Annotated in this window: 15 protein-coding genes; 5 read left to right on the top strand and 10 right to left on the bottom strand. The window is 40.7% G+C overall.

The features are described 5' to 3' along the window. The first annotated feature begins 3 nt into the window (after window positions 1-3). A complete protein-coding gene (locus ACK4HU_RS01050) occupies window positions 4-2,031 on the top strand; it encodes a glutamine--tRNA ligase/YqeY domain fusion protein (protein ID WP_409802969.1) in 2,028 nt (675 codons plus the stop codon). Window positions 2,032-2,918: 887 nt separating this feature from the next. Here the strand turns inward: ACK4HU_RS01050 and ACK4HU_RS01045 are convergent. From ACK4HU_RS01045 to ACK4HU_RS01030, 4 genes are all read right to left on the bottom strand, one after another. Further along, window positions 2,919-5,084, bottom strand: a complete 2,166-nt coding sequence (locus ACK4HU_RS01045; RefSeq protein WP_409802968.1) for a molybdopterin cofactor-binding domain-containing protein — start codon at window positions 5,082-5,084, stop codon at window positions 2,919-2,921. Between the two features lie 2 nt (window positions 5,085-5,086). After that, entirely contained in the window at window positions 5,087-5,545 is a 459-nt protein-coding gene (locus tag ACK4HU_RS01040; protein WP_409802966.1) for a (2Fe-2S)-binding protein, read from the bottom strand. A gap of 141 nt (window positions 5,546-5,686) precedes the next feature. Further along, complete coding sequence (locus ACK4HU_RS01035; RefSeq protein ID WP_409802964.1) at window positions 5,687-6,097, bottom strand: DoxX family protein; 411 nt, start codon at window positions 6,095-6,097, stop codon at window positions 5,687-5,689. A 10-nt stretch (window positions 6,098-6,107) separates the two neighbouring features. Then, a complete protein-coding gene (locus tag ACK4HU_RS01030) occupies window positions 6,108-6,536 on the bottom strand; it encodes a DUF3667 domain-containing protein (protein ID WP_409802963.1) in 429 nt (142 codons plus the stop codon). A gap of 125 nt (window positions 6,537-6,661) precedes the next feature. Between ACK4HU_RS01030 and ACK4HU_RS01025 the strand changes: the two genes are divergently transcribed. Continuing rightward, window positions 6,662-7,810: a Gfo/Idh/MocA family protein gene (locus ACK4HU_RS01025; RefSeq protein ID WP_409802961.1), complete on the top strand. Its 1,149-nt coding sequence runs from the start codon at window positions 6,662-6,664 to the stop codon at window positions 7,808-7,810. A gap of 87 nt (window positions 7,811-7,897) precedes the next feature. After that, window positions 7,898-8,404, top strand: coding sequence for a DUF2911 domain-containing protein (locus ACK4HU_RS01020; protein ID WP_409802960.1), 507 nt, complete (start codon window positions 7,898-7,900; stop codon window positions 8,402-8,404). 72 nt (window positions 8,405-8,476) lie between these two features. Here the strand turns inward: ACK4HU_RS01020 and ACK4HU_RS01015 are convergent, their stop codons facing one another. Beyond that, window positions 8,477-9,046, bottom strand: coding sequence for a GNAT family N-acetyltransferase (locus ACK4HU_RS01015; RefSeq protein WP_409802958.1), 570 nt, complete (start codon window positions 9,044-9,046; stop codon window positions 8,477-8,479). Between the two features lie 159 nt (window positions 9,047-9,205). On the opposite strand from ACK4HU_RS01015, the gene hrpB reads away from it, so the two are divergent. Beyond that, window positions 9,206-11,695, top strand: a complete 2,490-nt coding sequence (gene hrpB, locus ACK4HU_RS01010; protein ID WP_409802956.1) for an ATP-dependent helicase HrpB — start codon at window positions 9,206-9,208, stop codon at window positions 11,693-11,695. Here the strand turns inward: hrpB and ACK4HU_RS01005 are convergent, their stop codons facing one another. Beyond that, entirely contained in the window at window positions 11,696-12,319 is a 624-nt protein-coding gene (locus ACK4HU_RS01005; RefSeq protein ID WP_409802955.1) for a hypothetical protein, read from the bottom strand. A 40-nt stretch (window positions 12,320-12,359) separates the two neighbouring features. Beyond that, window positions 12,360-12,881: a HEAT repeat domain-containing protein gene (locus ACK4HU_RS01000; RefSeq protein WP_409802953.1), complete on the bottom strand. Its 522-nt coding sequence runs from the start codon at window positions 12,879-12,881 to the stop codon at window positions 12,360-12,362. 49 nt (window positions 12,882-12,930) lie between these two features. On the opposite strand from ACK4HU_RS01000, the gene ACK4HU_RS00995 reads away from it, so the two are divergent. Continuing rightward, window positions 12,931-13,638, top strand: a complete 708-nt coding sequence (locus ACK4HU_RS00995) for a hypothetical protein (RefSeq protein ID WP_409802952.1) — start codon at window positions 12,931-12,933, stop codon at window positions 13,636-13,638. A gap of 65 nt (window positions 13,639-13,703) precedes the next feature. Here ACK4HU_RS00995 and ACK4HU_RS00990 read toward each other — a convergent pair whose 3' ends face one another. The 3 genes from ACK4HU_RS00990 to ACK4HU_RS00980 all read right to left on the bottom strand — a co-directional run bounded on the left by ACK4HU_RS00990 (window position 13,704) and on the right by ACK4HU_RS00980 (window position 15,576). Further along, entirely contained in the window at window positions 13,704-14,087 is a 384-nt protein-coding gene (locus ACK4HU_RS00990) for a TM2 domain-containing protein (protein WP_409802950.1), read from the bottom strand. Further along, window positions 14,059-14,385 (bottom strand): DUF2752 domain-containing protein, encoded by a 327-nt coding sequence (locus tag ACK4HU_RS00985; protein ID WP_409802949.1) that lies wholly within the window; start codon window positions 14,383-14,385, stop codon window positions 14,059-14,061. Before ACK4HU_RS00985 ends, ACK4HU_RS00990 begins: the two co-directional genes overlap by 29 nt. Window positions 14,386-14,493: 108 nt before the next feature. After that, the gene (locus ACK4HU_RS00980) at window positions 14,494-15,576 is read right to left on the bottom strand and encodes an oxygenase MpaB family protein (protein WP_409802947.1); all 1,083 of its coding nucleotides are present in this window, start codon (window positions 15,574-15,576) and stop codon (window positions 14,494-14,496) included. Window positions 15,577-15,607 lie beyond the last annotated feature (31 nt).

Below are 15,607 nucleotides of genomic sequence, written 5' to 3'. Positions count from 1 at the left end.
GCTATGACAGAATCACTGAATTTTATAGAACATATCATCGAAGAAGACCTTTCAAATGGATTTCCTCAAGAAAAACTTCGCTTTCGATTTCCTCCAGAACCAAACGGCTACCTACATATCGGACATGCGGCATCGATTTGTCTGAACTTTGGCCTTGGCGAAAAGTACAATGCACCTGTTAATCTGCGATTTGACGATACCAACCCTTCCAAAGAGGAACAGGAATATGTAGATGCAATTAAGCGTGATATCTCATGGTTGGGTTTCAGATGGGCTAACGAATGCTATGCTTCTGATTATTTTCAGCAGCTCCACGATTGGGCAGTTCAGTTGATTAAAGAAAACAAAGCCTATGTCGATCAGCAAACTTCAGAACAAATAGCTGCGCAAAAAGGTACTCCAACCACTGTTGGAACTGCAAGTCCTTATCGGAATCGTCCAATTTCAGAGAGCTTGGATCTTTTTGAGCGAATGAAAAATGGAGAATTTACTGCCGGAAGTTATGTTCTTCGTGCCAAAATCGACATGTCATCTCCTAACATGCACATGCGTGATCCGATTTTGTATCGAATCATTAATGCGCATCACCACCGTACCGGAAATAAGTGGTGCATCTATCCGATGTATGATTGGGCCCACGGCGAATCAGACTATATCGAACAGGTTTCTCATTCACTTTGCACCCTGGAATTTAAAGCGCACCGCGAACTGTACGACTGGTACATTGATCAAATTTATGATCCTAAACTCTTGCGACCGAAGCAGCGGGAATTTGCACGTCGAAATCTCAGCTATACGGTGATGAGTAAGCGAAAACTGCTCGAATTGGTACAGAATAAAGTTGTAGCAGGCTGGGATGATCCTCGAATGCCGACTATTTCAGGATTGCGACGACGCGGCTATACGCCGGATTCAATTCGGAATTTCAGTGATATCGCTGGAATCGCAAAGCGGGACAACGTGACCGATGTTTCTTTACTGGAGTTCTGCGTCCGTGAGGATTTGAATAAAATCGCCACTCGAGTGATGGCAGTTCTTGATCCGGTCAAGCTTATTATAACTAACTATCCTGAAGGCAAAGTAGAAATGCTTTCCGCCGAAAACAACCCTGAGAATCCCGATTCAGGTAGTCATGAGGTGCCTTTTTCGAGGGAACTGTATATCGAGCGGGAAGATTTTAAGGAAGATGGTGGTAAAAATTTCTTTAGGCTATCTCTTGGAGGGGAAGTTCGATTGAAAAGTGCCTACATTATCAAAGCTGAGTCTGTGGTTAAAGATGAAACTGGAAATATCCTTGAAATTCACTGCTCCTATGACCCTGAATCCAGATCAGGAAGTGGTTCTGAAGCAAGTATTCGTAAGGTAAAAGGAACACTTCACTGGGTATCAATAGCTCATGCTATTCAAGGAGAAGTACGGGAATATGATCGACTGTTTGTGGATGAAGCGCCGGATTCTCATGAAGAAAAAAGCTTTATGGATTTTCTTAATCCTGACTCCCTAAGGATCATTAAAAATGCTTATTTGGAGCCGTTTTTAGCAAATGCCACATTTCAAGACAAATACCAATTCCAGAGATTAGGATATTTCAACTTGGATCTTGATTCCAAAGAAGGAAGTCTGGTATTTAATAAAACTGTAGGATTGAAAGACTCTTGGGCAAAGCAAAATCCCGCAACTCCTCCTCAAAATCAACCAAAGCCACAATCTCCTGCCCAACCTCAAGGACAGCGATCGGCTTTGAACGAGATTCAACAAATAAGTAAAAAGCTCACCAACCTCTCCGGAGAAAAGCTGGAAACAGCTATGAACTCGATTAGAGAATTTGCTAAGGAAGTAAGCTATGAGGAAATCGAACCGCTATTCAATACCGCTTCGAAAAAAGTAGGAACTCGAATCGGTGTATTATTGGCTTTGGGTGTTTTGCTGAAAAATGGTCAAGTTAAAAACCAAGAGATTTCAGACTTTATCGAGTCATGCAGAACTGATGAAAATGAGATTTTGAAATCGGAGGCTGAAAAGCTAATCTAATTTTGAGACCTGCCAGGTTTTGAAAACCTAGCAGGTCTTTTTTTTACCATTAAGAGAGTTTAGAAAATTAAGTGATTCACATTTAAGCTTTTCCGATTTTTTACAATGGGAATACCTCAAAAACGATTGAAATCCCAAAACTAAATGCCCTTAATTTCCTTAATGGTTAAAAATAAAAAATGCTGCTTCCGGAGAAGCAGCATAACCACAAACAAATACAAGACCTAACAGATTGTAAAAACCTAACAGGTTATTTTTTTTACCATTAAGAGAGTTTAGAAAATTAAGTGATTCACATTTAAGCTTTTCCGATTTTTTACAATGGGAATACCTCAAAAACGATTGAAATCCCAAAACTAAATGCCCTTAATTTCCTTAATGGTTAAAAATAAAAAATGCTGCTTCCGGAGAAGCAGCATAACCACAAACAAATACAAGACCTAACAGATTGTAAAAACCTAACAGGTTATTTTTTTTACCATTAAGAGAGTTTAGAAAATTAAGTGATTCACATTTAAGCTTTTTCGATTTTTTACAATGGGAATACCTCAAAAACGATTGAAATCCCAAAACTAAATGCCCTTAATTTCCTTAATGGTTAAAAATAAAAAATGCTGCTTCCGGAGAAGCAGCATAACCACAAACAAATACAAGACCTAACAGATTGTAAAAACCTAGCAGGTCTTTTTTTTACCATTAAGAGAGTTTAGAAAATTAAGTGATTCACATTTAAGCTTTTCCGATTTTTTAAAATGGGAATACCTCAAAAACGATTGAAATCCCAAAACTAAATGCCCTTAATTTCCTTAATGGTTAAAAATAAAAAATGCTGCTTCCGGAGAAGCAGCATAACCTTGAATTGAATTCAACTATCAAATATCAAATTTTTAAGCTCTTCGAATCTCCATTTTAATATCAGAGAATTCTTTTTGCTCAATAAATGGTTGACTTCGAAGTCTTCTGCCCGTTGCAGAGAAAATAGCATTCGCAATCGCTCCTCCTGTAGGGGGCAAAGCTGGTTCTCCTAATCCTGTCGGGTCAAATCCCGTGTCTAAGAAATGAGTGTCGATTTCTGGAACTTCCTTCATCCGGATCAAGCGATACGAATCGAAGTTTTTCTGCTTTGGAACTCCATTTTCGAAGGTCAGATTACCATACATCGCATGTCCCATTCCATCCACAATTCCACCGCGAACTTGATGGTTAGCACCAATAGGATTCACTACCATTCCACAATCTGTTACTGCAGTTACTTTCTTAAGTACTGGAGTTCCTCCTTCCATTGCAATATCTGCAACCTGAGCTACATAAGATCTGTGAGAATAGTAAACGCTAAAGCCTTGCTTCACATTTGGATCTTTACCCCAATTGGATTTTTCTGCTGCGGCTTTTATTACTCCAATCATTCGATCAGCATCATATCCCAAATCTCCACCAACTGGTGAAGTTTTGGCTTGGTCTAACAAATCCAAGCGAAACTGAACCGGATCTTTTCCAGCTGCAAGCGCTACTTCATCCAAAAAACTTTGCTCGGCATAAGCTAAGAAATTCGTGATCGGAGCCCTCCAAGCGTTGGTTGTAACACTTGACTTGTGTTCAATACTTTCGATCAATACATTGGCGACAGCTCCGGACGGGAAGTTATTTTCTCTGGTACAGTTACCTGCATTCATTCCAACGCCTCGAAGTTTGTATGCTATCATATTGCCTGATTCATCCAAACCAGCTTCAAATCGATATCGGACCGCCGGTCGATAGGCGCCACCGGTCAATTCATCCTCACGGCTCCAAGTAACTTTTACCGGGGCATTCATAGCTCGGGAAACTTCCACCGCCTCTTCCACAAAGTCTGCGCGAAGTCTCCTTCCAAATCCTCCCCCTAGTCTAGTTAGCTCAACAGTAATATTCTCAAGAGGAATGCCTAAAAGTTGGGCAGTAGCTTGTCTTGCTCTATCAGGTGTCTGTGTTGGACCTATCAGCTCTACTTTATCTCCCTGTACGTGAGCGAAGAAATTTTCAGGCTCCATCGGCGAGTGTGCAATAAAAGGGCACTGATATTCAGCAGTTATCACTTGAGCAGCACCTTTTATTGCAGAAACAAAATCTCCATCTTTTCGCTTGACATCACCTTTGGCATTTGCCATCAAGTCGGCAAAAATACGATCATGATCTGAAGTGCTTTCAACTGGTCCGTCTGGTTCATAGTCGATTCGTAGCAGCTTTTTAGCCTTCAGCAATGGCCATGTAGACTCTCCTACTACTGCCACACTTGTTCCAAATGTCACCACATCTTTAACTCCAGAAACTCCCCTAGCTGCAGAATCATCAACAGATTTGATTTTCATCCCAAAAGGTGCCCGCTGTATCATCGCATGAAGCATACCTTCTCGATAAAAATCCAAACCATACATTGGCTTGCCTGTGTACATTTCTTTGGCGTCCACATTTTTTACTTCGGTTCCAATGATTTTGAAGTCTTTTTTATCTTTCAGGGTCACTTCTTCAGGTGCCGTCATTGCGGCAGCTTCAGTTACAAATTCTCCGAAATGACCACTTTTTCCAGATCCTTTGTGAGAAATGATTCCTTTTTCAACTGTGATTTCTGAGGCATCAACATTCCAAGCTTTTGCGGCAGCTGCTACCAAAACAAACTTGGCGGTCGCTCCTGCTTTTCTCAAGCGCTCCCAGCTATGCGGCATTGCACCGGACCCACCGGTTAACTGACGATCATATTTGGCCGGATCCAGATTGGCTTGCACGACTCGCACTTTTTCCCAATCAGCCTCTAATTCCTCTGCGACCACCATCGGGAAGGAGGTCTTTATGTTTTGTCCCAACTCTGGATTTGGAGAATAAATCACTACATCTCCAGTTGGAGAAATTGACAAATAGCTATTGAATGACTTGGCTTGGGAAAGAATTTCATCTGTACTGAGCACCTCCATTTTTGGAGAATCACAGCTATACCAGCTAAAACCGATAACTAATCCCCCTACTGAGGTTCCTGCAATTTTGAGGAAGTCTCTTCTGCTTGCTTTCGTTAGTGTTGCCATGATTATTTGGTTTTAGCGGCTAGAGCGACAGCCTCGCGAATTTTATGATAGGTACCACATCGACAGATATTTCGGTTCATCGCATTATCAATATCGTCCATGCTAGGACTTGGATTGCTTTTCAATAGTGCAACAGCGGTCATGATTTGACCTGATTGGCAAAAACCGCACTGGGCGACATCTACTTCTGCCCATGCTTTTTGGACAGGATGATCACCTTTCTCAGAAAGCCCCTCAATTGTTAATACCTCAGAGTTGCCGATACTGGAGACAGGTGTCAAACAGGAAAAAGTTGCGTTCCCATTAATATGAACAGTGCAAGCACCGCACTGAGCGATCCCGCAGCTAAATTTAGTACCGACCAATCCCAAGTGATCCCGAAGAACCCACAAAAGTGGAGTATCGTCATCTACATCGACGGAGTGGGACTTTCCATTGATTTTCAGATTAAAGTTTGCCATGAGTTTTGAGTTTATTCAGAGTTTTAAGATATAGAATATTTTCGGCTTATCGAATTGTAATTCAGGTCAGTTGCCTGGTTTTTGGATGAGTTGCAGTACTTAGGGATGAATGAATCAAAAAATCTGATTTTGAGCTCATTTCTAATACTTATTTCGCTTTTTTGAAAAAAACCTATCAAAACTAGGATTTCCACAACCAATCAAACTAAGTACTAGGCTCATCAAAAAGTAATTGAAGGGTAACTCTGCCTCTGAATAGATTTTTCCTGAATGAGCAAAAATCACAGCTATTCCAAGTGTGAAAGCCATGACCCAAGCACCAATTCGGATTCCAATCAAAATCAAGATCGCTGCTAGAAACTCTGTGATTTGGGAGGCATAAGCCATAAATAAAGGATATGGCCAATTTAAAGAATCAAGAAAAACAGCCAGTTCTGGTACTTTTCCTTGAAAAAGATAAGTTCCGCTATGTTTGAGCATGACCGTTCCAAGCCAAAATCGGATTAGGAGTATGGTTATATTTATGTATTCAAATCGGGATGATTTATTCAAGTTTTTCATCTCAAAGCGTATAAAATGTGGCCAAAAAAAGCGTGAGTCGGTAAATCGTAATAACTACGATCAGCGCTGAGACCAGCAAAATTCCTCCAAGAATACTTCTCCACCAAGTGAATTCCATCACTCGACGAATAGAAGGAACGAAAAAGGAAATGGGCTGCATATAGGGTACAGTTATTCCATCTGAGATATCAGCTGTTATTTTTCCTGGATTTAGAGTAAGTGTTTTTAAACTATTGAAAAATTTCCCATCTATAAACGTATAGGCATTAAGAAGATTAAGTAGATAATTTTTAAGTGTTTGATCCTCTTTTTCCAGCACTTTTTCACCGCAGATGTTGCAGAATTTGCCTTGAAAAGACGCCTCGCAGTGCTTACATTTTCTGGTAATTTGAAAATCAAATGCTTGAGTTCTTTTCCTCCAAAAATTCATCTTTTAGTCTTGGTTGAGCTAAAAGTTCAATATTTTTCTGCTTAATTGTTTGATTTCACGGCCTGATTCTTGAAAATTATTTATTTATCTTCGATCCTTCTGTTTTTTAACAAAACCCTAAACCTATGTCCCAAACTATCAAAGCTGCCATTGTAGGCACCGGATTTATCGGTCCTGCTCATCTTGAGGCACTTAGAAGATTACCCTATGTCGAAGTAGTAGCACTTTGCGAAGTTACTCAAGAACTCGCCAATGAAAAGGCAAAACTCCTTGGCATTCCTAGAGCTTATACTTTTGACGAAATGCTAAAGCAGGACGATATTGATGTCGTCCACATCTGCACGCCGAATTTCCTTCACTTTGCGCAAGCAAAAGCTGTCCTAGAATCTGAAAAGCATGTCATCTGTGAAAAACCACTGGCAGTCAAAATAGAAGAAGCAGAAGAATTGGTGAAAATTGCTTCTGCTACAGGCTTAGTCAATGCTGTCCACTTCAATCTGCGCTACTATCCGATGGTTCGGCAGATGAAAACCATGCGCGAAAAAGGCGATTTGGGTGAGGTTTATTCTGTGATGGGCTCATACCTTCAGGATTGGCTTTTCTTTCAAACTGACTACAACTGGAGACTGGAACCGGACAAATCCGGAGATTCAAGAGCGATTGCAGATATCGGTTCTCACTTGCTTGACATCACAGAATATGTGACTGGCTTGAAAATCACCGAAGTGATGGCCGATTTCTCCACAGTTCATAAGACTCGATTGAAGCCTTTGAAAGCTGTTGAAACTTATTCAGACAAAAAACTTCAAGCATCCGATTACGCAGAAGTTCCAATCAATACAGAAGATCATGCAACGGTTTTGCTTCGTTTTGATAACGGTTCCAAAGGCTCGATCACTGTCTCTCAAGTCAGTGCCGGCCGCAAAAACCGTCTGAATATCGAGATCGCGGGTTCCAAGTCTAATATTGAATTCAATTCAGAACGACCAAATGAACTTTGGATTGGAAAGCGGGAAAAAGCAAACGAGCAGCTGATGAAAGATCCTGGTTTGGCTTATCCTGAAGCATCAGCCTTGATTAGTTTTCCGGGAGGTCACAATGAAGGATTCCCGGATACTTCTAAGCAGATGTTTAAAGAGGTCTATGCAGCGATTCTAACGGGCAAGCAGCCCGATAATCCTTCCTACCCGACTTTTGCAAGCGGTTTGAGAGAGTTGATTATTGGAGAGCGGATTGTAGAAAGTCACAAAAAACAGGCTTGGGTAAAAATCTAAAAACCTTTTGTCTATTTTGTCAGTAGGAAGACAAGAACAATTTATCAAAAAACCATTCTTTAAAAATAATTAAACTACATCAAAACCATGAATTTGAAAAAAAGTCTGTTTGCATTTGCGCTAATGGCATTTGTAGCTTTTTCAGCTACTGCACAAGAAAAAGCAAGCCCAGCCAGAACGTCTGAAGGTACTGCTGGAGGATCAAAGATTACTATCAACTATTCTTCTCCAGCTGTCAAGGGTCGTACAATTTGGGGTGATTTGGTCCCTCTAGGTCAAGTTTGGAGAGCCGGTGCTGATGATGCCACTACATTCACCACCGAAAAGGACATTATGGTAGAAGGCAAAAAACTTCCAGCTGGTACGTATAGCTTCTTCATTATTCCTGGAGAGTATGAGTCCACTTTGATCTTCAATAAAGTGGCAAAACAGTGGGGAGCCTATACGTATGATGCAAAAGAAGATGCATTGCGAGTTAGCGTCCCTTCGGCCCAGACTTCTACTATGGAAGAAAGATTGGTTTACGAAGTGAAGTCTGATGGCTTTGAAGTAAGATGGGAATACGGTAAAGCAGCTGCTAAAATCGGTTCTTAATTCTTTAAAAAATCCATTTAGAGACCACCGGGCGAAAGCTTGGTGGTTTTTTGCTTTTGGAAAGCCGAGTTTCTATTCTCCGGTTGAACTTTTCAGTTGCAAATGTTCAAGAGTGATTCCCAAAAGATTTTTCTCCCCAACTGACTCAAATCCCAATTTTTGGTAAAGTCTTTTAGCTCCGGGATTAGTCTTATCAACAAGAAGACCTAGTGTCCGGCCTTTTTTGAAAATTTGTTCACTAATGACATATTGAATTAGTCTAGCGCCAATACCCTTTCCCTGCTGATTTGGCAATACCCCTATTGAATCAATATAAAACTCACCCGCTTGAGTTTCATCTTCCACCAGTAAATGAGGGTCGAAATGCTGATGAATGTAATCCAAAACAGGCTTTCGTAATTCGTGCAATTTTGCTCCATCATATGCTAGTAAAGCTCCTAGAATTTCCCCTTCATCCTCGATCACATAACAGTTCTGGTAGGAGTACTGAGTGTTTTGGCATTTTACAAATTGAAGCAAAAAGCCTTTCGCTTTTTGGGCATTTCGCTCAGCGATAAATCTGTAAATGACCTCTCCTGTAGCTAGCATTAACAATGATGCGATTGTTTCTGAATCTTGAAACAGAGCTTTTCTGATGATCATCTTTTAAAATTATTGCAAAAAGGAAAGGGGTAAAATTCATTTCTCTGATAAATCCGAAACTGTAAAATTAAGACTAAAAACATTCTCTTCTGCCCATTTACCAGATACTTTCCAGACTAGGATTCCCTGCCAACATAAGAATACCTATTTTTGCAGCACATGCTTAAAAATTTTGACGCCAATTCCTTCGACCTTCCGGTAGCAGAGATTATCCCTCAGGTCATAACCCACCTTTCCCAAGAAAATTTCCTAATCATTCAAGCACCTCCTGGGGCAGGAAAGAGTACACTTTTACCCCTTACACTTTTAGACGAAACTTGGCTTGAGGGCAAGAAAATCATCATGCTGGAGCCAAGGAGATTGGCCACCAAAAGCATTGCTCAACGAATGTCAAGTATGCTCGGAGAAGATCTCGGGGATACCATTGGCTATCGAATTCGATTTGAATCAGCTATTTCCGCCAAAACAAAAATCGAGGTAATCACCGAAGGAATCCTCACCCGAATGATGCATTCAGACAATGCGTTGGAAAATGTCGGACTGGTGATCTTTGATGAATTCCATGAGCGAAATCTTCATTCTGAAGTTGCATTGGCACTTTGTCGGGAGATTCAACAAGTGTTACGACCTGATCTTCGGATTTTGCTGATGTCGGCCACAATCGATGCAGAGCAACTTTCGGGTCTTTTGGGTGCCCAAGTCATCCAAAGTAAAGGCAGACAATATCCTGTCGAAGTTAATTACTTGAACGAAGTCGACGAATATGCAATTGGTGAAGATGCAGCAAGACAAATCATCCCTCTTACCAAAATTCACGATGGGGATTTTTTGGTCTTTTTACCTGGTCAGGGAGAAATAAAGAAAGCAGAGGAAATCCTCCGAAGAGCCTTACAGGATACCGTCGTTCTACCACTTTTCGGCCAACTTTCACCTTCCGAGCAGAATCGAGCCATCCTTCCTCACCCTTCAGGAAAGCGAAAAATCGTCCTTTCTACCGACATCGCCGAAACCTCACTGACTATCGAAGGAATCAAAGTAGTGGTCGATTCGGGCTTTGCAAAATCTAATCGATTTGATGCAAGATCAGGGCTTTCACGGTTGGTTCTGCACAGGATCAGCAAGGACTCTGCAGATCAACGTAGTGGAAGAGCGGGCCGGTTAACCGCCGGTCATTCCTATCGCCTTTGGACTAAATCAACCCAAGGGCAACTCGCAGAATATCGAGTTCCTGAACTGATGGAAGCGGATTTGACAGCACTGGTTTTGGATATGAAAGCTTGGGGAAAACAGGAAATCCGATCGATGACTTGGTTGACTCCACCTCCAGCAGGAACCTTAGCTTTGGCAGAAAAAACGCTGGAATCCATCGATGCAATAGTCAATGGCAACCTGACAGAGCACGGAAAAGAAATCCATCAAGTTCCCTGTCATCCCCGCATTGCGCATATGTTGATTTTTGCGAAGCGAATGGATCAACTTGGTTTGGCAACAGACATTGCTGCTGTTTTGGAAGAACGAGATCCACTTCCGCAGGATTCAGGGGTGGATTTGAACTTAAGAATTGAAGCTTTGAGAAGATTCCGAAGCCGAGGGGTTAATATGGCTAGAATCAAGAAAATCGAAAAGGTAGCTTCCCAATATCGGAGAATGTTCGGGATTCAAGCTGAAAATGACCCAATAGATCCATGGCAGACGGGTTTACTTTTAGCTTACGCTTATCCTGAGCGAATCGCAGCAGCCCGACCTGGAAACAATGCGCAATTTCAGCTAGCAAATGGAAAAATAGCTCAAATTGGACACAAGGATGATTTGGCTCATGAATCATGGTTAGCGGTAGCTCATGTAGATGCCAGAGAAGGTTTAGGGAAAATCTGGATGGCGGCACCGCTGAACCCTAAGGATTTGGCTCCGATGCTTAAAACCAAAGAGGTTTTGGAATGGGATCGCAAAAAGGGAGGATTGATTGCACTTTCAGAAATCCGAATCGGTGCGATTATCTTAGGAACGAGACCTCTTCTGAAATTTGATAAAGGATCGGCTAGGGCCGCCATTTTGGAAGCAATTGCAGAGGATGGAGAAATGTTGTTGGATTTCAATGAAAAAGTGGAACAATTGATTTTTCGGGTTCAATCCCTGAAAAGCTGGAATTCCGATCAAAATTGGCCTTTTTGGACTTCTGAATCTTTGTGTTTGAATGCAAAAGATTGGCTTGAGCCTTATCTGGAGAATGTTTCAAAAAATGAGGATTTGAAAAAGTTGGATCTCTTTTCAATTCTTCTTCACAGTCTAACTTTTGATCAGCAGCAATTACTTAACGAATTGGCACAGACGCATTTGAATGTGCCTTCAGGAAGTCAAATCTTAATTGAATACAAGTCAGAAGGTGAAACTCCCCTCCTTTCCGTTCGGCTTCAGGAGCTTTTTGGACTTTTGGAAACACCAAAAGTCAATGCCGGAAAAGTCTCAGTGTTAATCGAATTACTTTCTCCAGGATACAAGCCTGTCCAACTGACTCAAGACTTGAAGAGCTTTTGGGCAAATGGCTATTTCGAAGTGAAGAAAGAGCTGAAAAGACGCTATCCCAAACATGAGTGGCCGGAGGATCCAATAAGTGCCGAGGCAGTTAGAGGAGTTAAGCGAAAGTTTTGATCAAACTTCCAGATGGTCTAAATAGTCTAAAAGCTGAAGAAATGATGCGATAGTAAATGGAGTCATTTCACGTTGCTTGATATTTTCCAAGTATATCTGTCTTAAAATCGGATAATCTGCGGGATTATATAGTTTAGCTAAAGTCACCCCTCTAAATGAGTTATAGACAAAGTTTTGGGTTTTGAAGGCTTTATCTTTTCGTTCAGCAAAAGCACGCTCCAAATTTTCCGGTTGAATCATTTCATCCAGCCAGTAAAATCCATGCATCACAAAAAACTTTTCAGCGGCCATGATTGCTTCGGCCAATTGACTGTCATTTTCGATTACAAATCGTTTAGGGATTATTTTACCGATTTTATCGGGAGTCTGAACTAGAGTGATTGATCGTTCAGAATAATCACTGAGTGATGGCAGGAATCGATTAATGATTTCCTCAACGGCGTGAATTCGAATCCCTAAATTATACTCCAAATAACTTGCATCTGGATATTCAGTGTAGTGTACAAAAATTACTTGCTGACCTTGAGTGAATTTTTTATTGTACAGCAAATTGGATGAGTGAAATTCAAACTCAAAATCGTTAAAAAACTGATGATGTAACTCAATTACTTCCAGCTTCCTCATGCTTTATTAAACTGAGGAAATATGAAAATGTTGTATGGCTTCAGGAAAATAATTCCCTCATTTCCTGCAACATAGGTTCCACTTCTGATTTTTTCACATCCACACTGCCCTCATCTTCAGGGTTGTGAAGATAATGATTCCAGTGCTTTTCAGCTTTTCGAATTGTACGTGGAGTAACGTCAAATTCTACCTCATCCAAGTAAACTTTAGCGAGAGTGGAAGCCTTGTAGTTACCGAAAAGATAAACTTTAAAAACATCAACAAATCGATCGCTCAAATCAAATGCATCCAAGATTTGGACGAAAGCACCTTGTACTGATTTGTTCTTTTTATCGAAAATGGTTTCAAAAATCACATCCAAGGCTTCCTCTTGAAATTTGGTTTTGGATAGTGATCGGCAAGCCAAATATGCAAGCTCCCAATTGTCACCTTTTACCAGCTCAATCAACTTTGATTTTGCCTCTTCATCTGCAACACCACCAAGTTTATCCGCAAAATAGTAAGCATCGGATTCTTTGGGGTCACACATCCGATCAAAAAGCTTTTGAATTTCTTCCTGCATTATTTTTCAATTTCTTTGTGTAAAGATAGCCAATAGTTTTTTCCCTAAAATGAATATTCCACAAGCTCAGATTGTCAGTCAAGAATTTGCTCAACACCTGATTGCTGAATCACTATCTCAAAAATTCAACTTACTTTTTGAAAAAAAGAAACATCAACTCTCAATCGAATCCGGGCATGATTGGCTTGTGAAAATTTATCTTCCTTGGACCCTTGATTGGAAGGAAAGTAACGGTCTAATTCACAATCCAGATTCCCATTTTTCATTGGTATTGATACGCGCTGGTCAGGCTTCTACTGGATATTTTCATCAGGGAACATTGATTGATCATAAAGTCTTTCGGGCTTACATGGTAAGGCAAAAACAAGGAAAGTCTCAAATTAAACACCTCAAAACCAAGGGAAAGTCTCGTGCAGGTTCACGTATCAGATTAGCAGAAACTCTTCAATTTTTCGAAGAAATAAATGAGCGATTAACCACTTATGCAAATCAATTCCCTATTAATTTGTGGGGTATCAGCTGTGCAAAGACGATGTGGCCATTTTATTTTTCATCTGCAATCGCACCACCATTTTCTTCGAAAGCAGAAAACCTGATCGAACTCCCCTATCATATTGCTCAAGGCTCTTTTGAAGAGTTGAAAGCAGCTGGTGAGTTAGTCCAGAAATTTCACCTTATTTTTTCTGAAAAGGGAAAAAAGCTATTGAAAGAATTTCAAAAGGAAGGCCTTGAAACCTCAACAAATGATGATTGGTAAAACATTTTGCATTCGCAAAAAAAAGCCCCGATTTCTCGGAGCTTTGATTGTGTTAAGATTTATAATCAACTGAATGTGCTTCCGCTACCCATATTTGGGAAGTGATTGGAAATCATTGCAAGTGTTTCATGTGCCATTTTCACATTGTATTCATAGGCTAAGCTTTTGTAATTCACTAAATCCACAATGGTACCAATGAAACACAAACCTAGTGTAAGGATATACAATATTCCTAGTCCAATCTGTCCTAAGATAAATCTGTGCAAGCCGGCAAATCCAAAGAACCCAAGCAAGGTCAGAATCAATATCATCTGAGAGTCTTTTCTCCTCGCACGATACACTTGCGCAAAGAGTGACGCTTGGTCATCATCCATGTTTTTCATTAGACCCTGGATGTAGCCCAGTTCCATTCCTTCCAATTCAGGAAGGTGTCTCAATACATTTGCCATAATTGTGTGTTGTTTTTAGGTTTTTTATAAGATTCCAGATTCTGTGAAAGATCACTACATACGCCAACATTCCCAGCGGATGCAAAGACCAAGAAGCTCTAAACTCTCCATGCGCCAGGAGATTCATTGACCTGCCCAATCCGCAACCCGGACACCATTCGAAACCAAGCTGACTGAGTGGACACAAGCTCAGGTGACTTGCTGAGTGAGGCTCAAGCATCAGGATGGCGATTAAGCTTCCGATCCAAAAGACCAACTCCAGCGGGAACCGATTAAGATATGCGGTGAATTGCTTCATGGCACTCAAAGTACGAAAAAGGTGCCATCTGACAAATGTGGCTTAAAAACGCTGATTTCCGCACTCATGTAAATTGACTGCGTGATAAGCGAACAAAAAACTGTTCGATTACGAACGGGAAAGCTCAGGAAGTTGAATAGACATCACTTTTCCGAATTGTTGCAGTTGTTGTTGCTCAAGAGATCTTTTTAAGCTTGAGTAACTTTTCTTGGCTCCAAAATTTCTCCTCCCACTGAGTTTGAAAATCAATCCTAGTAAGTCTCCCTGTATTGCTTTGTTGGACCGAAGATTTAGAGCCTTCGAAGCTTCTTTTCCAAGGAAAAATGAAACGATGCCTTCCACTTGATCCGATAGAATGGGATCAGGAATAGTTTTTCGGTAAAAATTCAATAGTGCATTCGTCAATTTTTGACCTGCTTCAGAGGCTCGCATGTGTCTTCTTCGAATATGCTTATCCAGCTCAAATGCTTCTTTTGATGTCTCGGGCCAAAAACTCACTTCGATTCCCATCAATTCACCAATCCACTTCCAGTAGCCCAAAACAGTATGATGTTCTGCTTCACTTACGGTGATACCTAATTTCAATAATCCTCGCAAAACGATCTGACTAAAAGCGAGATTTGTCCCCAGTATGTCCTCCTGATTGACAGGTTTCCCGAAAGTTGGATTCCAGTCTTTTGCATATTTCAAAATGAAATATCGGCTGAAAGCATGAATTAGTCTCACTTTAGCGCAAACTAGAAAAGCACTTTTTTCAGTAATAAATGCACCAGGTTTGAAGATTTCCATCACGAAGCTCCCTGTCTCGCCAAGTCGCTCTCCAATAGAATCAATAATCCGTTTGGATCTGACCAAAACCTCTGCTCCGTCTGCAAAGGCGTAGCAATACGGAAGCGAGTAGAACCCAAGCATTGCCGTGTACATATCCCCATTTTTTTCAAAAAAAGACTGACCGTGTTTCAGAGTGATAGTATCAATTGAAGTCTCTTTTTGCCTGTAGAAATCAAAATAGTGCTGGAGTTCCAAGGAAAAATCTTCTGGAAGATTAGCAGGAATTTCAGTCCAGGAGTTTATGTTTTTGACCCAATTTGGAAACTGAATCAAAGTTATTATCGCATTGTCAGCAAGTTGGTCCTGTCTTTGTCTAAGCTCGTCAAATAAAGAATCAGTATATAGATGTAATTTCCCCACGCCTTTCTAACATCGATTTTGTAATTTGGTT

This window comes from Algoriphagus sp. (genome assembly GCF_046296635.1).
Classification (GTDB): Bacteria; Bacteroidota; Bacteroidia; order Cytophagales; family Cyclobacteriaceae; genus Algoriphagus.
Note: the sequence above shows the minus strand (reverse complement) of the source record. Positions and strands in the feature narration are given on the sequence as shown.